The sequence below is a fragment of the Afipia clevelandensis ATCC 49720 genome, from assembly GCF_000336555.1.
GTDB lineage: Bacteria > Pseudomonadota > Alphaproteobacteria > Rhizobiales > Xanthobacteraceae > Afipia > Afipia clevelandensis.
In genome coordinates, this window is the sequence record NZ_KB375281.1 from 4,254,729 (window position 1) to 4,271,981 (window position 17,253).

The 17,253-nt window shown below is 59.5% G+C and carries 15 protein-coding genes; 8 read left to right on the top strand and 7 right to left on the bottom strand.

Annotation, left to right across the window (positions count from 1 at the left end):
* Positions 1-4: 4 nt before the first annotated feature.
* Genes HMPREF9696_RS20330 through HMPREF9696_RS20340 form a run of 3 tightly spaced genes read left to right on the top strand, consistent with a single transcriptional unit; the run spans position 5 to position 2,657 of the window.
* Positions 5-1,204 carry a CaiB/BaiF CoA transferase family protein gene (locus HMPREF9696_RS20330; protein WP_002714938.1) on the top strand — a complete coding sequence of 400 codons (1,200 nt, stop codon included), beginning with the start codon at positions 5-7 and terminating at the stop codon, positions 1,202-1,204.
* Positions 1,205-1,245: 41 nt separating this feature from the next.
* Positions 1,246-1,989: an SDR family NAD(P)-dependent oxidoreductase gene (locus HMPREF9696_RS20335; protein WP_002714939.1), complete on the top strand. Its 744-nt coding sequence runs from the start codon at positions 1,246-1,248 to the stop codon at positions 1,987-1,989.
* Positions 1,989-2,657, top strand: a complete 669-nt coding sequence (locus HMPREF9696_RS20340) for a glutathione S-transferase family protein (RefSeq protein WP_002714940.1) — start codon at positions 1,989-1,991, stop codon at positions 2,655-2,657. Before HMPREF9696_RS20335 ends, HMPREF9696_RS20340 begins: the two co-directional genes overlap by 1 nt.
* Positions 2,658-3,014: 357 nt before the next feature.
* Here HMPREF9696_RS20340 and prpB read toward each other — a convergent pair whose 3' ends face one another.
* The 4 genes from prpB to HMPREF9696_RS20360 all read right to left on the bottom strand — a co-directional run bounded on the left by prpB (position 3,015) and on the right by HMPREF9696_RS20360 (position 7,280).
* Positions 3,015-3,962 (bottom strand): methylisocitrate lyase, encoded by a 948-nt coding sequence (prpB, locus tag HMPREF9696_RS20345; protein ID WP_002714941.1) that lies wholly within the window; start codon positions 3,960-3,962, stop codon positions 3,015-3,017.
* A gap of 144 nt (positions 3,963-4,106) precedes the next feature.
* Entirely contained in the window at positions 4,107-5,270 is a 1,164-nt protein-coding gene (prpC, locus tag HMPREF9696_RS20350; protein ID WP_002714942.1) for a bifunctional 2-methylcitrate synthase/citrate synthase, read from the bottom strand.
* A 19-nt stretch (positions 5,271-5,289) separates the two neighbouring features.
* The gene (locus HMPREF9696_RS20355) at positions 5,290-6,831 is read right to left on the bottom strand and encodes an MmgE/PrpD family protein (RefSeq protein ID WP_002714943.1); all 1,542 of its coding nucleotides are present in this window, start codon (positions 6,829-6,831) and stop codon (positions 5,290-5,292) included.
* A gap of 20 nt (positions 6,832-6,851) precedes the next feature.
* Positions 6,852-7,280 (bottom strand): acyl-CoA thioesterase, encoded by a 429-nt coding sequence (locus tag HMPREF9696_RS20360; RefSeq protein ID WP_002714944.1) that lies wholly within the window; start codon positions 7,278-7,280, stop codon positions 6,852-6,854.
* A gap of 139 nt (positions 7,281-7,419) precedes the next feature.
* Here HMPREF9696_RS20360 and HMPREF9696_RS20365 point away from each other — a divergent pair, with 139 nt between their 5' ends.
* A complete protein-coding gene (locus HMPREF9696_RS20365) occupies positions 7,420-8,844 on the top strand; it encodes a short-chain fatty acyl-CoA regulator family protein (RefSeq protein ID WP_002714945.1) in 1,425 nt (474 codons plus the stop codon).
* Positions 8,845-9,246: 402 nt separating this feature from the next.
* On the opposite strand, the gene HMPREF9696_RS20370 is transcribed toward HMPREF9696_RS20365, so the two are convergent.
* Positions 9,247-10,338, bottom strand: a complete 1,092-nt coding sequence (locus tag HMPREF9696_RS20370) for a helix-turn-helix transcriptional regulator (RefSeq protein WP_040301688.1) — start codon at positions 10,336-10,338, stop codon at positions 9,247-9,249.
* Between the two features lie 206 nt (positions 10,339-10,544).
* Between HMPREF9696_RS20370 and HMPREF9696_RS20375 the strand changes: the two genes are divergently transcribed.
* The 3 genes from HMPREF9696_RS20375 to HMPREF9696_RS20385 are packed head-to-tail and all read left to right on the top strand — an operon-like array spanning position 10,545 to position 14,308.
* A complete protein-coding gene (locus HMPREF9696_RS20375) occupies positions 10,545-12,707 on the top strand; it encodes a TonB-dependent receptor (RefSeq protein ID WP_245259250.1) in 2,163 nt (720 codons plus the stop codon).
* A gap of 12 nt (positions 12,708-12,719) precedes the next feature.
* Positions 12,720-13,088: a hypothetical protein gene (locus HMPREF9696_RS20380; RefSeq protein ID WP_002714948.1), complete on the top strand. Its 369-nt coding sequence runs from the start codon at positions 12,720-12,722 to the stop codon at positions 13,086-13,088.
* Complete coding sequence (locus tag HMPREF9696_RS20385; RefSeq protein ID WP_002714949.1) at positions 13,088-14,308, top strand: MFS transporter; 1,221 nt, start codon at positions 13,088-13,090, stop codon at positions 14,306-14,308. Before HMPREF9696_RS20380 ends, HMPREF9696_RS20385 begins: the two co-directional genes overlap by 1 nt.
* A gap of 107 nt (positions 14,309-14,415) precedes the next feature.
* Here the strand turns inward: HMPREF9696_RS20385 and HMPREF9696_RS20390 are convergent, their stop codons facing one another.
* Together HMPREF9696_RS20390 and HMPREF9696_RS20395 are read right to left on the bottom strand one after the other, a co-directional pair.
* A complete protein-coding gene (locus tag HMPREF9696_RS20390) occupies positions 14,416-14,826 on the bottom strand; it encodes a MarR family winged helix-turn-helix transcriptional regulator (protein ID WP_002714950.1) in 411 nt (136 codons plus the stop codon).
* Positions 14,827-14,962: 136 nt separating this feature from the next.
* Positions 14,963-15,511: a hypothetical protein gene (locus tag HMPREF9696_RS20395; RefSeq protein ID WP_040301689.1), complete on the bottom strand. Its 549-nt coding sequence runs from the start codon at positions 15,509-15,511 to the stop codon at positions 14,963-14,965.
* Positions 15,512-15,824: 313 nt separating this feature from the next.
* Between HMPREF9696_RS20395 and HMPREF9696_RS20400 the strand changes: the two genes are divergently transcribed.
* Positions 15,825-17,159 (top strand): substrate-binding protein, encoded by a 1,335-nt coding sequence (locus HMPREF9696_RS20400; protein WP_169332511.1) that lies wholly within the window; start codon positions 15,825-15,827, stop codon positions 17,157-17,159.
* Positions 17,160-17,253: the final 94 nt, after the last annotated feature.

Below are 17,253 nucleotides of genomic sequence, written 5' to 3' on the forward strand. Positions count from 1 at the left end.
AAACATGTCCGGTCCATTGAATGGTGTTCGGGTTCTCGATCTGACGGCGGTGGTGTCGGGTCCTTACGCGACGATGTTTCTGGCGGATCAGGGCGCGGACGTGCTCAAGATCGAGCCGATCAGCGGCGACGGCACGCGGCGAAGCCGGAACCTGATCGACGCGGCGGGCGAGTTCTCCGCGCTGTTCGTCTCGTGCAATCGCGGCAAGCGCTCGCTGTCCATCGACATCAAGAGCGAGACAGGGCGCGAGGTGCTGGCGAAGCTGGCCTCGCAGGCCGATGTGCTGGTGCAGAACTTCCGTCCCGGCACCATGGAGCGGCTCGGGCTCGGCCACGAGGAATTGCGCAAGAAGTATCCGCGCCTGATCTATGTCTCGATCAGCGGCGTGGGCGACAGCGGGCCCTACGTCAAGAAGCGGGTCTACGATCCGATCATTCAGGGCCTGTCGGGCTTCGCCGACATCCAGTCGCAGCCGGTGACCAACCGGCCGCAGATGATCCGTACCATTGTCTGCGACAAGACCACCTCGGTGTTCACCGCGCAGGCGGTGTCGTCGGCACTCTACGCCCGGGAGAAGACCGGGCAGGGCGACCACATCCAGGTTGCGATGCTCGACACCATGATCTCGTATCTGTGGCCGGAAGGCATGATGCAGTACACGGTGGTGGGGCAGGAGGCGGCTGTCGGCGATCCCAACGACCGGCCCGATCTCGTGTTCCAGACGCTGGATGGCTACATCACCGCCGGCACCATTTCGGATTCCGAGTGGCAGGGCTTCTGCAAGGCCTCCGGCGATCCGGAGCTTGCGAAGGACGAGCGCTTCGCGACGCCGAGCGCGCGGTTCATCAACGCCACCGCGCGGATCAACAAGATGCAGGAATATATCAGCCAGCGCACCACCGCCGAATGGCTGGAGCGTCTCGACGCAGCGGATGTGCCGTGCTCGCCGATCCTGCGCCGGGCCGAGATCATCACCAACGATCAGGTGGTGGCGCGGGGCCTGATCGAGGAGTTCGACCAGCCGACGGTGGGCCGTGTGCGCCAGCCGAAGCCAGCGGCGATCTTCGAGGTCAACAAGGCCGCGATCGGCGGTCCCGCGCCGCGCGTCGGCGAGCATTCGCGCGATGTCCTGCGCGAACTCGGCTATGCCGACGCCGCCATCGACAAGATGGTCGCAAGCAAGGCTGTCAGAACAGCCGTTTAAGCAACAGTTCAAACATATCTGTCGAAGCATTGGAGTGTGTGATGTCCGGAAAGAAAGACGGCGTGGTTCTGCTGGTCGGAGCAGGAGACGCAATCGGTGCTGCAGTCACGCAGCGGTTTGCTGATGGCGGTTACAAAGTGGTCATCGCGCGGCGAGATGCGGAAAAATCCCGGGAACTGGTCAACGAACTGACAAAAGCAGGCCGGGATGTGCGCGCGGTGAGTGTCGATGCACGGCAGGAGGCAGATGTGCAGGCGCTTTTTGCAAGGGTAGAGCGCGAAATCGGTCCGATCGAAGTGTGTCTCTATAACGCTGGCTCGAACGTAGCCAAACCGTTGCTGGAGACGACCGAGAAATTGTTCTTCAAGGCCTGGGAGCTGGCCTGCTATGGCGGCTTTCTTGTCGGCCGGGAAGCCGCAAAGTACATGGTGCCTCGCGGTCGCGGCACTATCCTGTTCACTGGGGCAACAGCAAGTGTACGTGGCGGCAAGGGATTTGCGGCGTTTTCGTCGGCGAAGTTCGGTTTACGCGCAGTTGCGCAGGCGATGGCACGCGAACTCGGACCGAGGAATGTCCATGTCGTCCATCTTCTTATTGACGCGGGTGTGGATAGCAAGGCGATACACGAGCGGATGAAGGCCGCAGGCGTCAATGTCGCTGAGATTCCCGAAGACAGCCTGACGAAGACATCTTCAATCGCAGACGCCTACTGGTTCGCCCATCATCAAAGCCGCGATGGCTGGACGCATGAACTCGATCTGAGACCATCAGCGGAGACCTGGTAATGACAAATGGTCTCATCCTTTGGGGCGCAGGCACGCCGCGCACGATGCGGCCCTGCTGGGCATTGCATGAACTCGGGCTCCGTTATGAAAAGAGACCGATTGGGCCCCGAACAGGGGAGACCAAAACACCCGAATACACCCGGCTCAATCCTCGACAGAAGGTCCCGCTGCTGCAGGACGGCGACTTCGTCATCGGAGAAAGCGCTGCGATTGTTGCCTATCTTGCCAAGACTTATGGAAGTCCGGAACGATCATTCATCCCCGAAGATCGGCAAAAGTACGCGACCTGGCTGGAGTGGAGTTTCTTTATTGTCACTGAACTGGACTCGACAAGTCTTTATGTGATGAGACGTCATGGTGTGAACCAGGGCTTGGCTCATCTCTACGGCCACTCGCCCGAAGTGGTTGATCGCGCCGCCGAATACTTCCGTGATCAGCTTAAGCATGTGGAGACCGCGTTGTCCGACGGCCGGACCTATCTGATCGGTGATCAGTTTACGACCGCTGACATTCTCCTCGCCACATGTCTGGAATGGGCGATCGCCTACGGCGTGGGGATATGCGACGTTGCGAAGCCTTACCTTGATCGCATCGTGGCGCGGCCGGCCTATATTCGTGCAAGAGACGAGAATGCGCCGGCGCCGGTCGAGGGCGAGGCGCGGAGGTAGCGAAAAAGCGTGAGCTTTGTTGCCCAAAACGTAACATCTCACATTGTCGCCGATTGCGGTTATCTCGTGCCGGAAGAAGCACCCGATGAGTTGAGCGAGGTGCTCGTCCCTTCCCTTGGCGGTTCGCAGTAAGGTGGCCTTAAGGCGCGTCCTCACCGCGCGCGGCCGCTGTACCGCGGAATTTGGCCCCAGAGTAACTCTTTGAAAGGCCAGCCATGGCGGGCCTTTGTAAACGAGGCGCGCAAGCGCCGTGCGCGCATGGTCACTGATCCGACGACGTTGTTCCGTGTTCGAGCCGATACAGTCAACCAGATCGCGCTGTCTGCGGACTAGCAGTTGATCCGCGAAGGGCCGAAACTAGCTTGTCGTGCTATGCGTTCCACCCTGCCGCTGCGGCATGCCCTCCGGCACGACGGTCTGGACAATCGAGGAATCAAGCGCTTCATAATCGTGCAATCGGATCGTGGCGTACAGTTCAGCGCGGGTCTGCATCCTTTCGACCATCTTGTGGGTGCCGCCATCGCGGGCGATGGCCGCGTATAGCTCCTGTTGCGCTTTATTGGCCACACGGAGCGATGACACCGGCCAGATCACCATGCGATAGCCCATGTCCTGGAATTCCTGTGCCGTGAAGAAGGGCGTTCTGCCGAATTCGGTCATGTTGGCGAGCAGCGGCACGCCGGGCATCCGTTTGGCGAAGGCGCGGAACATCTCTTCGGTGTTGAGCGCTTCGGGGAAAATCGCATCGGCGCCGGCCTCTACGTAGAGTTTTGCCCGCGCAACGGCGCCGTCCAGACCTTCGCTTGCGGCTGCGTCGGTTCGTGCAATGACGACGAGATCGCGGCGAGCCTTGGCCGCGGCGGCGACCTTCGCGGCCATGTCGTGCGCGTCAGCGAGCTTCTTGTCGTTCAGGTGTCCGCACTTCTTTGGCAGCAACTGGTCTTCAAGATGCACCGCGCCTGCGCCTGCGTCCTCGAAGGTGCGGACCATGTGCATGACGTTGAGTGCTTCGCCGTAACCCGTGTCGCCGTCGACCAATAGCGGCAGACCGGAACTGCGGACAATCTGGCGGACGAAGAACGCGACTTCATCCACGGTGATGACGCCGAGATCGGGAAGGCCCATCGAGGCCGTCATCGCTGCGCCCGACAGATACAGCCCCTCGAATCCCGCCGCCTTGGCTTGCAGCGCGGCCATGCCGTTATGGGTGCCGGGAAGGCGGAGGATATCTGGCCGTTTCAGGAGCACGCGAAAACGCTGTCCGGCGCTTTGGGCGGGAAGATCGGCGGCAATGAGGTAGGGCATGTCAGAACTTTCTCAGGCGTATTTGAAGACAACGCCGCCCTTGCGAGGAGTTTTTGCGACGAAGCAATCCAGCTTGCGGCCCAAGGACGGATTGCTTCGCTTCGCTTGCAACGACGTGATGTGAGCGGCGGCTCCCGATGATCTTCAGGCCGCGCGGATTGCGGATGTCGTCTTGCCGCGTGCTTCGATCGGAACGAAGCTGAGATTTTCGGGGCCAACGTAGTTGGCCGAGGGGCGGATGATCTTGTTGTCGATGCGTTGTTCGATCACATGCGCCGCCCAGCCGGACGTGCGCGAGATCACGAACAGCGGCGTGAACATCGCCGTCGGCACGCCAAGGGCATGGTAGGACACTGCGCTGAACCAGTCGAGATTGGGAAACATCTTCTTGGCGTCGTCCATGACGCTCTCGATACGCTCGGCGATGTCGAACATTTTCATGCTGCCAGCTTCCGCGCTGAGGCGGCGCGCCACCTCCTTGATGACCTTGTTACGCGGATCGGCAATCGTATAGACCGGATGACCGAACCCGATCACCACCTCCTTGGCATCGATGCGCCGTCGAATATCGGCTTCCGCTTCATCGGCGCTGTCGTAGCGCTTCTGAATCTCGAACGCGACCTCGTTGGCGCCGCCGTGCTTCGGACCGCGCAGCGCGCCGATGGCGCCGGTGACGGCCGAATACATGTCGGAGCCGGTTCCTGCGATAGAACGGGCCGTGAAGGTCGAGGCGTTGAACTCGTGCTCGGCGTAGAGAATGAGCGAGGTATGCATCGCGCGTTCGTGCGACGCCGGCGGAGTCTTGCCGTGCAACAGGTGCAGGAAATGCGCACCGATGGAGTCGTCGTCGGTCTCGACGTCGATACGCTTGCCGTTGTGTGCGTAGTGGTGCCAGTAGAGCAGCATGGACCCAAGCGACGCCATCAGCCGGTCGGCGATGTCGCGCGCGCCGGGCAGATTATGATCGTGCGCTTCAGGCAGCACGCAGCCGAGCGCGGAAACGCCCGAACGCATGACATCCATCGGATGCGCGGCCGCGGGGAGCAGCTCCAGCGCCTGCCGCACCGCTGCCGGGAGTCCGCGCAGCGATTTCAGCTTGGTCTTGTAGGCGTGCAACTCCGCCGCGGTCGGCAGATGGCCATGGACGAGGAGATAGGCAATTTCCTCGAATTCGCAGGTCTCCGCGACATCGAGAATATCATAGCCCCGATAGTGCAGGTCGTTGCCGGTGCGGCCGACGGTGCAGAGCGCGGTGTTGCCCGCGACAACACCGGACAGAGCGACGGATTTCTTCGGCTTCGTTATCATAGCATCCTCCCTTGAATGGTTAGCTGTTGGCAGCGCGCCTCGCGGCGGGCTGGGGCCAGTCGAAGATGCCGTGCACGGCGTGTGAGCCGAGCAGCTTCGCATCGGCGGTAAATGTGAGTTCGGTGAGTTCGCCGGCTTTCAGCGACGCGAGCCGCTCAACCGTCGCGATGAAGCGATCCTGTTCGCCGGGCGCGATGACCCCGTCCGACAGCGTGCGGAACTTCCTGATGTAATCGGGGCGTTTGAAGGGACGCGCGCCGAGCGGATGGGCATCTGCAACGGCAAGCTCGTCGCTGATGATGGAGCCACCCCTAAGCGTGACAACCACGCGCCCGCCGAATGCTTTTTCTTTCGGGTCGTGGCTGTGATAGCGGCGCGTCCATTCCGGATCTTCCAGCGTCGAAATCTTGTGCCACAGCGCGACGGTGCTTTCGCGATTGGCGCGCTCGGGCGCATAGGATTTTTCGTGATGCCAGCCGCCGTCTTCCAGCGCGACAGCAAAAATATACATGATCGAATGATCGAGGGTTTCGCGGCTCGCGGTCGGGTCCATCTTCTGCGGATCGTTGGCGCCGGTACCGATCACGTAGTGGGTGTGATGGCTGGTGTGAATGACGATGCTTTCGACCTTCGACAGGTCGCCGATCTTCGGACCCATGCGGCGCGCGAGGTCGATCAGTGCCTGGCTTTGGTATTCGGCGGAGTGTTCCTTGGTGTAGGTGTCGAGGATCGCGCGCTTCGGTTCGCCCTTTTCGGGCAGCGGCACGATGTACTGCGCTTTCGGGCCGCTCAACAGATACGCGATGAACCCGTCCTCGCCTTCCCATGCAGGCGAAGGCGCGCCTTCGCCGCGCATTACGCGATCAACAGCCTCGACCGCCATCTTGCCGGCGAAGGCCGGAGCGTAGGCCTTCCAGCTCGAGATTTCGCCCTTGCGCGACTGGCGCGTGGTGGTGGTGACATGCAGCGCCTGCTGTACGGCCTGATAGATCGTTTCGGTCGGGACGTTCAACAGCGTGCCGATGCCGGCTGCTGCGGACGGGCCGAGATGCGCGATATGGTCGATCTTGTGCTCGTGCAGGCAGATGCCCTTCACAAGATCGACCTGGATTTCGTAGCCGGTGGCGAGACCGCGGATCAGATCGGCACCTGAGGCGCCGACATGCTGCGCGATCGCGAGGATAGGCGGGATGTTATCGCCGGGATGCGAGTAGTCGGCGGCGAGGAAGGTGTCGTGGAAGTCGAGCTCGCGCACGGCCACGCCATTGGCCCAGGCCGCCCATTCCGGCGAGATGCGCTGTTGTTTGTTCAGGCCGAACACGGTCGCGCCCGGCTGGAACGGATGGGCCTCGGCCTGCGCCCGTGCGCTGGCAACGGGGCGGCGCGCCACCGACGCAGCAGCCACCGCCGCATTGTCGATGATCCGGTTGCCGATCATCTCGACGACTTCGCGCTCAACGGCAACAGGATCGGCCGCGACTTCGGCGATCTTCCACGCAAGCTGGTCGGCGCGATCGAGCTTTTCGGCGGACTTGTAGGTGCGAACGGTATGCTGCTTCACGATTGTAGGTCCTTGGTGCTTCAGGTCAGGTGATGGGTTGCAGAGCGTGATGTCTGTGGATCGATCGGGATCGGGCGGCCCTTGTCATCGACGGCGACCATCTCGAACGAGCCGCGCACCACAGGTTTGCGGGTGCCGGTCAGAAGATTCTCCCGGATGATCTCGACCGAGACGGTCATGGAGCTGCGCCCGGCGCGCTCCACCTGCGCGATGAGTTCGACGAGTTCGCCGACCGGAATAGGTTCGTGGAATTCGATCTTGTCGGAGGTCGCCATCACAACGTTGCAACGCGCGTGGCGGGTCGCCGCGACAAAGGCAGCCTTGCCCATCAGGTTCAGTGCGTTTCCGCCGAACAGCGTGCCGTAGTGGTTTGCCAGTTCGGGAAACACGACCTCAACGAAGCGCGTCTCGGGGGCCGGACGAGGGGCGGTGCTTGCAGAAAATTGCATGAGATCGCTCAGGACACCTTGCGCTTGTGGGTGAACTTCGCAATATCTGCATCGCGTGCCTTCGAGAAATAGCTGAAAAAGCGTAATTTTGCGAAGGTTTGGCGAGGAGTTTGCAAAGTTTGCAAAGTGGAGCGGCCAAATGAAAAAGACATTCATGGGCGTCCGGCTCAAACGGCTGCGTGAGGAGCGCAAGCTCACGCAGGCTGCGCTCGCGGCAAAGCTCGGCATTTCGTTGAGCTATCTGAACCAGTTAGAGAACAATCAGCGCCCGCTGACATTGCCGGTGCTGCTGGCGCTGAATGCGACGTTCGGTGTCGACGTGCAGACGTTCTCCGACGATGACGAGGCGCGGCTGATCTCGGATTTGCGCGAGGCTTTGGCCGATCCAGCCATTGGAGAGCCGATCGCGACGGCCGATCTGCGCGAACTGGCGCTCAACATGCCGGCCGTTGGCCGCGCGCTCGTCGCGCTTCACCGCCAGTATCGTCAGGCTGCGGAGCAAGGGGCGGCGTTGGCTGCGCGGCTGGGTGAAGACCGGCAAGCTGCCTCTGCGATCCTGCCGTCAACGCCATTCGAGGAAGTGCGCGATTTCTTCTACGCCAACAACAATCATATCCCTGAACTTGACGAGGCGGCCGAAGCCATCGTCACGCGCATGAAGTTTCCTATCGGCCGGATGGCCCCGGCATTGGCGACCTATCTCGAAGAGCGTCACCGCGTCAAAATTGTCCTTGACGCATTCGACGATATTCCGGCCGGGACGCAGCGCACGTTCGATGTCGGAACGCGGGTGATGCATCTTTCACGGCGGCTGCGGCCCGGCCAGCAGGCCTTTCAGTTTGCGACCCAGATCGCGTTTCTTGAGTTCGACAACGAATTGCGGTCCATCGTGAAGCGATCCAGATTCACCAGCGACGAGGCGCGGGGTCTCGCGCGCATCGGCCTCGCCAACTACTTCGCGGGCGCGCTGGTGCTGCCATATACGGCGTTCTTGAAGGAAGCCGAGAAATGCCGCTACGACATCGAGTTGTTGGGCGATCGTTTCGGCGTCGGGTTCGAGACAGTCTGTCACCGGTTGAGCACCTTGCAACGGCCCAACGCGCGGGGGGTGCCGTTCTTTTTCATCCGCGTCGATCGCGCGGGAAATATTTCAAAGCGGCAATCGGCGACGGATTTTCATTTTTCCCGTGTCGGCGGGACATGCCCGCTGTGGAATGTCTATGAGGCGTTCGCCAGTCCAGGCCGTGTCCTGACACAGCTCGCGCGGATGCCGGACGAACGAACGTATCTCTGGATCGCGCGAACGGTATCGCACGGGCAGGGCGGCTTCGGCGCGCCCATGAAGACATTTGCCGTGGCGCTCGGATGCGACGTACGTCATGCCGATCGCGTGGTCTATGCACGTGGATTGAGCATAGATTCGGCAGTGACGACGCCCATCGGTATGGGGTGCAAGGTTTGCGAGCGGCCGGATTGTTCGCAGCGAGCGTTCCCGCCGATTGGCCGCTCGCTGCATGTCGATGAGTCACGTACGCATTTCGCGCCATACGCAACGTCGTTGTAGCCCGTGGTGCGAAATGCGGCTCATCTCCATTGGGCTTTAGAGCGAATTTAAACCGTTGAGTGCAGCAATACGTCCGACTGTATTCGGAAAGAAGAGACATCAAAGACCGGGTTCGATACTGGGGATTTGGGACGTGCAGCAATTGTTTCGCCGCTACAATGGCGACCTGAAGCGCTATCTGCGCCACCATGTGCTTCCGCAGAGACTGCCGCGACCCCACTCAGAAAACATTCCTCCGTCTTTTGACGGCATCAGCCGCTCGGCCCGGTTGACAACGTGCAGGAATGCGACCCGCCAGGTTGCTCACTGCGGCTTGGCAGGGTTACGGATCGATTCTGCCGAGCGGCAAACTGATCCGGCCGCTTCGGCCATTCACAGTCGTTTCGTCTCCGCGGCGGGCGGTCAATTCTCGACGCCGGATGCGTTCACCAGGGCGATGCTGCGCGCGCGGGTTTCACGGGGCGTTATTCCGAACCGCTTCTTGAAGGTCCGGTTGAAATAGGAGAGGTCGCCGAAGCCGAGATCGAAAGCGATCGTACTGATCGGTTGTGGAACGACCACCGTATTGAGCAATAGCTGCCGAGCACGTTCAAGCCGCCGTTCCAGCACATAGTCGGAGAACGTCCGGCCTTCCGCTTCAAAGAGTTTTTGAAGATGCCGGACGGTGACGCCGCGCGCCGTCGCGAAGCTGGTCAGGGACAAATCCCTTTGACCAAGCCTCACCTCAATGTCGGCCTTGATTGCGATCAGACTCGGTTGCGATCGCGTTGGGCTGCTGCGCGGCGGTGCTGGCGCAACGCTCGCGGTGTTAGCCATCGCCGATACAAGGCTGTGCATATAGTCAGTTGCGAGGGAGGCGAGCAGGGCGGAGTTCATCGGCAGAAGCCCGCGCATCAGCGCAGCCGCGTAGTGACCGAGAACGATCAGCGCGCCGTTGTCCTGCTCGATCCGCTTCATCATATCGATCGCGATTGCATTATGCTGATCGGATCCCGTGGAGAGGATAAAGCAGTCGAACCGGCTTACGCCCGTGGCGATGAATGTGGTTTCCTTTGTGGCATCGAGAATGATTGCTTCGCGCTGAAGGCAGGTCTTGCGACTTTCTTGTTGCTCGGCGACCAGAATTCCGTCGGACGGTCTGATGACCATGATTTTTGGCGTCGCGCTTCGCGGCATGACGGAGCGCGTTGCCGGTTCGAAGCATGACATTAGTCCGAGATCAGGCTCCATTCGAAGGATGGCTTTTGATTTGAAGGGCGCATTCTGGAACGATTCCAAAGAGCAGCGCGAAATACTCCTGGACGGAAGGTGACCTTCGAGTCGCGCGCGCTCCGCATCGTCAATATCGTCGGCAATCATCCAGAGAGGATGTAGCACTTCATCCGGCGCGACACTTGAATGTGGCTCGGACCAGATTTGTAGCCGCTTTACCACATCATCAGGATCGGGATGAATTTGTTCGCTCCAGTCTGTGTATTTGAAGCGCGAGTCCAAGAAAGATTATCGAACAATCGCGTAGCGAGAGAATAGTCGGGTGGACGAAGAGTAAAAAGAAGCAAAGCGTCATCAGGAAATACAATGGTTCTAAAGTGGGGCCATTGGCGCGCGTTTCGGGGCTCTCGTTACCTGTTAGATTTGATCAAGCAATGCGAGCCAAAATGCGCGTCCGTTACCCTGTCCTGATTGCCACGGTCTCCGTAATGTCTTCGCAAACCCATGCGCAGCAGCCGCAAAATACCACCCAACTTGATGAGATCAGCGTCACGGCGGCGCGTGCGGAAAGGTCGATCTCCGATATTCCGCAATCCGTTCAAATCGTAAATCAGCAGCAAATCGAGGATCAACTGAAGCAGAGCGGAAGTGCCTCGGCGGCACTCTCCAAGCTGTTGCCGGGTTTCTCGTCGTCGAACCAGACAATTTCCGGTGCGTCTGAGACTTATCGCGGCCGAGATCTGCTGGTCTTGCTCGATGGTGTCCCGCTCGGAACCCCCTTGCGCGACGTCTCGCGGATTCTGGCCCTGATCGACCTGAATTCGGTTGAGCGGATCGAAATGGTCGCGGGCGCTTCCAGCCTTTATGGCGCCGGCGCGACAGGCGGCACCGTCAACTTCATTACCAAGAAAGCCCAGGCGGGGCCGCCACGGGTGACAGTGAATACAGCGTTGCGGGCATTTACGGCGAATGTCGGCAGTTCGATTGCCCCCGAAGCCTCGGCGACGATAAGCGGAAAAAATGCCGACGGGATCGACTACGTATTCGTCGGCACCGGCCGGGCTGCGCAAAAGACCTATGACGGTTATGGCCGCGAATTGCCTTCGGACGGCATGCTCGGCCAAGGTGGGGGCGACCGCTTTATTAGCGGCAACTTCCTTGCCAAGGTCGGTAAGGATTTCGACAATGGAAAACGTTTTGAGATCTCGGCAACGTCGATCTATCTCGATCAGCGTCCGCAGTATCTGACGAACTATTCTGGCGCCTACGCGCGGCCCGACTTCACCAAGCCCTACACTGGAGAAAGCGTGCTCGAAGATACCCGCTCGTTTTCGGCGCGATACAACGATGCCAATTTCGCGCTGGGCAACGTGAACGTTGTTGGCTTCTACAACGACATCAAAAAGCGCTTCAACTACTCTGTCTTTGCGTTTCCTTACAATAATCCGGTCTATTACTCCGGAAATCCCGCAAGCCCGACCAGCCCTTTCAACCAAACCACGCTGTATTCAGACCGCGGCGGCGTGAACCTGTCAATTGACACACCGCTTGACCGAATCTGGAGCGGCGCGAAGCTCACCTGGGGCAGTGACGTTATTTATGAGAAAACCACCCAGGAACTGACAAACGGTCAGGATGTCTTTACGCCGTTGACCCAGACCACCACTGCAGGCTTTGCATTGCTGCAAGTGCCGGTCACCGATCGGCTGACCGTACGGGGCGGCGTGCGCTACGAGCATTTCGATCTGAATGTCGATAACTTCGTTCGGCCTGCGGCTTATGCCGCGATCTCTCAGGTCGTTTCGTTCGTGCTTCCGCCGCTCAATGTTATCGGCGGAAAGTATGAGTATGCGTCTCCTACCTACAACGCCGGTGCAACATTCAAGCTGAATGATCGCTCGGAGATTTTTGGCGGATTCTCGCAAGGCTTCGCGTTGCCTGATGTGGGTGCTTATACGCGGCGCGCGGGCCTGAGCACCGCTTACGCTTGTCCGCTCAACAATCCAAATTGCACGCCGGCTGGCGGCCTGACGATCAGCTATGCATCGATCGCGCCGGAGGCCCAGATCGTAAACAGCTATGAACTCGGCATCCGCGGCGGAGACGACCGCTTCAAGGGCAGTCTTACTGGCTTCCTCAGCACATCAGACAATGGCGTTACGTTCGATCCATTGACCAACAAGATCTCTCAGCAGAAGGAGCAGATCTACGGTGTTGAATTTGTCGGCGAACTCGCTGTGACCTCACAATTTTCGTTCGGAACGGTTCTTGGATATCGCGAGGGCCGCTACGACAGCGACAAGAATGGGTCGCTGGACAGCTGGCTTCCGAACAATCGCATAGCGACACCGTTCCGCGGCACCATCTACACTGACTATCGCTTTGACAACGGCATCAAGGTCAGGCTCGAGGGCGAAGGATACACCGGGCGTGCAGCTCCCATCAATACGGCCGGGCAGGTCTATCCCATTGGCGGCGGAATGACGATGAACGCAGCAATCAGCGGTCCATGGCAGGGAGGCGAGGTCTACGCTGCAATCAATAACTTGTTTGATACTCCGCTCGTCAATCCAACGGCAACATCCGTGCGTAACCTGAATGTCTATTCCTGGGGCAGGACTGCGACGGTCGGCTACCGCAAAACCTTCTGATCTGGATCGATCATGGTAAGCCTCGAAGTCGGAAAGCTTCTGCTCACGCTGCGTTTTCTGCCGCCCTATGCGGACGGGGACGAACGCGACTACCTGGCCGCGCTTGCCGGAATCGGCGAACGCACCGATCCTTTCATGCTTCTCACGCTGTTTGGAGGCGGGGGCAGGTTGTCCGCGGATGGGGAACGGGCGCAGGCACTCTGGTTCAAGGCGACGCGAAAGACCCTGTCGGAGCGTTGCCTTGCGATTGCAATCGTTCGGCCGGATGCAAGCAGGAAGATGCAAGAGACCTTCCAGAAGCTCTGGCCGATGCCGACGAAGGTCTTTCAAGACGAGAGCGAAGCCCGCGACTTTCTCTCCAGCCATGCGCCGGCTGGCTGATGCCTGAAATCGCTCCCGCCGGACCGCTCAAGGTACCTGGACGCAAGCGGCTTTTGAAGGTGCTGGCGGGACTCTATCTCGCCCAGGCGATCCCCTCGTACCTGTTCGCGGCGGCTTTGCCTCCGATCATGCGCGAGGCCGGTGTCTCGCGAACAGCGATTGCCTATCTCAGCCTCTGGTTTCTGCCGCTGCTGCTCAAGTTCTTCTGGGCGCCCTATGTCGACCGCATCCGGCCCTTTGCGCGGGCTCATCGGGCCGGATGGGTCATTCTCACGCAAAGCGGCGTTATCATCAGCATTTTGTGCCTTATTCCGTTCGGCCCCACCGATGTCGGCGCGATTATCTGCGTGGGCATGCTGGGCTCGCTGCTGATATCGACACAGGATATTGCGACTGACGGCTACGCTGCAAAGTATCTGGCGCCGGAGGACAGGCCCGTCGGCAATGCCATTCAGGGCGGATCGGTGGCGTTCGGCGTGGTGATCGGCGGCACGCTGGGACTTGTCCTGTACTCCCGTATCGGCTGGACGGGAATGCTCCTGACGATTGCGGCATTCAGCTTCATCCCGCTCGTGGCGGCTTTCGCCATGCGTGAGGCCGACCCCTCGGCGGAAAGTAATCCTGTCGATCGGCCGTCGCTGAGGGCTTTCTTCCGCCGCAGCGAGGTGCGCAATGTGTTGTGGATCGCGCTGATCTACCGGATGAGCGAAGGACTGGTAAAGGCGATGGAAGGCTCGTACCTGGTCGATGCAGGTGTCCCGCTCACCCAGATCGGTTACTTGTCGGGTATTTCAGCAACGACGGCCGGCCTGGCGGGCGCTGCTGTCGCGGCTGCGCTGTTGCAGAGGTTTGGGACCGGGTGGACCCTGGGGCTTCTGGGCATACTCAGAACAATCTGCTTCGCGCTTTTTACCGCTCATGCGTTGGGTATCATGACCGGAATCATGCCGATTTTCGGAGCGGCAGGATTCCAGACGCTGATCCGCTATATGGAGATCGTCGCACTCTATAGCCTGTTCATGTCGGTCGCATCGAAGGAGCAACCGGGCACGGATTTTACAATTCTCGCCTGCGCCCAACTTATCGTCTACTTTGCTGGATCAATGATCTCCGGAAAAATTGTCGACATGCTTGGATACGGCCTGCTGTTCGGGACCGCCTCTGTGCTTTCGTTTGTGGCCGTGATTGCGACAGTCAGAATACTGGCTCCCCGCGGATAAAACCTGTGCTTTTGTTGCAGGAGAATACTCCTGTCTGCGCCAAACTTTTAGTTTAGCCGCGAGCACGCGGAATCCCCGTTCCAGCGAAGGCAGGCTTCGGCAAACTCTCAGCTTGCTGTTCGGCCAATCAGTCTCAGTATTTTCGACAAGGCGGAACTGGCCGTTCCGAGATGTTTGTAATTGACCGCCGCCACTTTCTCGAGGCGATGCGCTCCCGTCTTTGTCAGGGTCACCAGCACTCGTCGGTTGTCCGTGGAATCTACGGTCCGTCGCAGGAGTCCCCGGCTCGCCATCCGGGCAACAAGTTCTCCTGCCGTGTGATGCTTGATCAGCAAAAGCCGGGCGAGCTCACCGACATGCATCGGATCCTTTCCAGCCCATCCCCTGATAGCGAGAAGCGCCTGGTACTGCTGCGAGGTCAAGCCCGCTTTGCGTACGTTTGTTTCACTGAATGAGAGGAAGATTCTCAGTTGGTGACGAAATTCAGCAAGGGCCTTGTAGTCGATCGGCTTGCTCACTGCAGCCTTCCTTTGCCATTTGTGCGCAGAGCGATTTGACCCGGGCTGAGTTACTCACCAATCTTGCGAGAACAGAATCGTCGAAATCCGGTGCTCTTCCCCAAGACGATAAACGTCATGGCGCGACGACGTCACATTATTCATTCGAGGAGTTAAACAACTCCAAAAGCGCCTTCTGAAATTCAATCGGAATTCGGGTGTTTCGGCGGCGCGTCGAGACTTCCAAGGCGGCGGCCACCTCGGCTTTGGAGACGCCCCCTGAGGACATCTTCGCAATAATATCGTTCCACATGATCGTGAGCGATTTTCCGGCACGGAAGGACGGCTTGATCGTTCTTCCCTTCAGTTGTGCCCATCTCAGGATTTCCGCGAGTGTTTGCGGGCCGCAGTTTCGTGCAGTCGCAAGATGCCTGTAGGTCAGCCGGCGTATCAACAGGTCAGACGGCGTCCATCTGCCCCGCGGCGGGTTCTCGCCAGTCAAATCCGTTGAAAGAATCTTCAGGACATTCTCAGCCCGGACGCTCAACTGGATGTCCTGGTCCTGCGGAGAGCAGGCCGTCGCGGACCGCGGATCATGCAGACGGGCGCTCATCGCCCGTCCGTCGCCGTCATAGCGATCAACTGAATGCTTCGCGATGTTCGCGCGGGCGCGGTCCATGCGCTCAACACTCACTGTCGACTTCATTGGCGGGGGATGTCCACACCCGTCATTCGCAGCTTTCACGCTTGGTCGATTGTGCGATTTCATCGGCGCCGGGAAAACTGATTAATCCTGAGGCAGTAACCGTTTGGTGCGGAGCAATATATCGTATCGCGATATATTCACGACGGCAACGTATAGAACGAAAGTCACATTGACGAAAAGGGTGTGCGTGAAAGTATCAAGGGATCATCGGAACCGTCCGCAAGAGATCGGTCCGCAGGCCGGTTCGTCTTGATCGGCAACATAAAAGATCCAGGGAGGATTGCTCGTGACCAAGAAACTGTTCGATAAGGAAATGAGTTTGTCGGTTTCGCGTCGAAGCCTGTTGCAGAGTGGTGCGGGCTTGATCGGCGGAGCCATGCTTTCCACTGGCATGACGATTCCAGCATTCGCAGTGGGAGAGTCGCCGATCGGAACGTGGCCTGCCGGCTCGGCCGGAGACACGGTATTCATTGGAGCCACGATACCGCGCACCGGTGCCTACGCGGCGCAGGGCGAAGACGAGCTCAAGGGCATGGAACTGGCCGTTGAGCACATCAACGAGGGGCATGATCTTATCAAGAAGATCGCTCCGAAGGTCACCAAGGGCGTTCTCGGCAAGAAGGTGAAGCTGGTGTCCGCCGATTCCGCGGCCAAGCCGAACCAGGCGTTGCAGGCGCAGCAGACTTTCATCAACGACAACAAGATTGTCGCGATGACCGGTTCAACCTCGTCGGCGGTTGCAGTTGCGCTGAACAAGTTCGCAGAACGCGAGAAGATCCTCTATCTCGTGGCGATCTCCGGCTCGAACGACACCACCGGCAAGGACTGCTCGCGCTACTCCATGCGGCAATGCTTCTACGGTGACACTGCTGCCAACGCTATCGGACCGGTCCTGCTGAAGAATTTCGGCAAGGGCAAGAAGGCGGCGTTTATGACGCCGGACTACACCTACGGCCACACGGTCACCAAGGCGGTGAACGAGTACCTCACCAAGAACGGCGGCTGGACCATGGTAACCAACCAGGTCTCTCCGCTCGGCACACAGGACTTCAGCCAGTATCTGACCAACATCGCCAATTCCGGTGCTGAGTTCATCGTCAATGTGAACTGGGGCCGCGACGCAGTGTTGTCGGTCCAGCAGGCCAAGCAGTTCGGCCTGACGCCGAAGATGAAGATGGTGATTCCGTACCAGATTCCATTCCTCGCCAAGGAAGTCGGCGCGGAACTGACAGAAGGCGTCTTCGCGGCGACCGACTTCTGGTGGACACTGGAAGACAAGTATCCGCTGGCCAAGATGTTCGTCTCGACTTTTGAAAAGAAGTACGGCTACAAGCCCGAATGGGGCGCCGAGAACGCTTACATGCAGTTTGCAATGTGGGCACGCATGGTTTCGCAAGCCGGCACGTTCTATCCGCCGAGCGTCATCAAGGAATACGAAAAGGGCGAAACCTTCCCGTCGATGGTTGGCGATGTGCATTTCCGCGCCGCCGATCACCAGCTCGTCCGGCCGGTCATCATTGTCAGGGGCAAGGCGCCCAAGGACATGAAAAACAAGGAAGACTTCTGGGAAGTCATGGAAGTCGTCCCCGGCGAACCGCTGATGCAGAAGCCGGAAGCGTCCGGCTGCAAGCTCGGCGATTACACCTGATCGACGATTATCCGTTCTGTCCGAGAGCGGGTGCATTCGCAGTAGGCGATGGCCGGGCCATTTAGGAAAAGCCCGGCCATTCCTCTACCGCGTT

Bases quoted from the DNA above. Each gene is read 5' to 3' on its own strand.
- HMPREF9696_RS20330 (WP_002714938.1), top strand. From the start codon at position 5: ATGTCCGGTCCATTGAATGGTGTTCGGGTTCTCGATCTGACGGCGGTG.
- HMPREF9696_RS20335 (WP_002714939.1), top strand. From the start codon at position 1,246: ATGTCCGGAAAGAAAGACGGCGTGGTTCTGCTGGTCGGAGCAGGAGAC.
- HMPREF9696_RS20340 (WP_002714940.1), top strand. From the start codon at position 1,989: ATGACAAATGGTCTCATCCTTTGGGGCGCAGGCACGCCGCGCACGATG.
- prpB (WP_002714941.1), bottom strand. From the start codon at position 3,962: ATGCCCTACCTCATTGCCGCCGATCTTCCCGCCCAAAGCGCCGGACAG.
- prpC (WP_002714942.1), bottom strand. From the start codon at position 5,270: ATGATAACGAAGCCGAAGAAATCCGTCGCTCTGTCCGGTGTTGTCGCG.
- HMPREF9696_RS20360 (WP_002714944.1), bottom strand. From the start codon at position 7,280: ATGCAATTTTCTGCAAGCACCGCCCCTCGTCCGGCCCCCGAGACGCGC.
- HMPREF9696_RS20365 (WP_002714945.1), top strand. From the start codon at position 7,420: ATGAAAAAGACATTCATGGGCGTCCGGCTCAAACGGCTGCGTGAGGAG.
- HMPREF9696_RS20375 (WP_245259250.1), top strand. From the start codon at position 10,545: ATGTCTTCGCAAACCCATGCGCAGCAGCCGCAAAATACCACCCAACTT.
- HMPREF9696_RS20380 (WP_002714948.1), top strand. From the start codon at position 12,720: ATGGTAAGCCTCGAAGTCGGAAAGCTTCTGCTCACGCTGCGTTTTCTG.
- HMPREF9696_RS20385 (WP_002714949.1), top strand. From the start codon at position 13,088: ATGCCTGAAATCGCTCCCGCCGGACCGCTCAAGGTACCTGGACGCAAG.
- HMPREF9696_RS20395 (WP_040301689.1), bottom strand. From the start codon at position 15,511: ATGAAGTCGACAGTGAGTGTTGAGCGCATGGACCGCGCCCGCGCGAAC.
- HMPREF9696_RS20400 (WP_169332511.1), top strand. From the start codon at position 15,825: ATGAGTTTGTCGGTTTCGCGTCGAAGCCTGTTGCAGAGTGGTGCGGGC.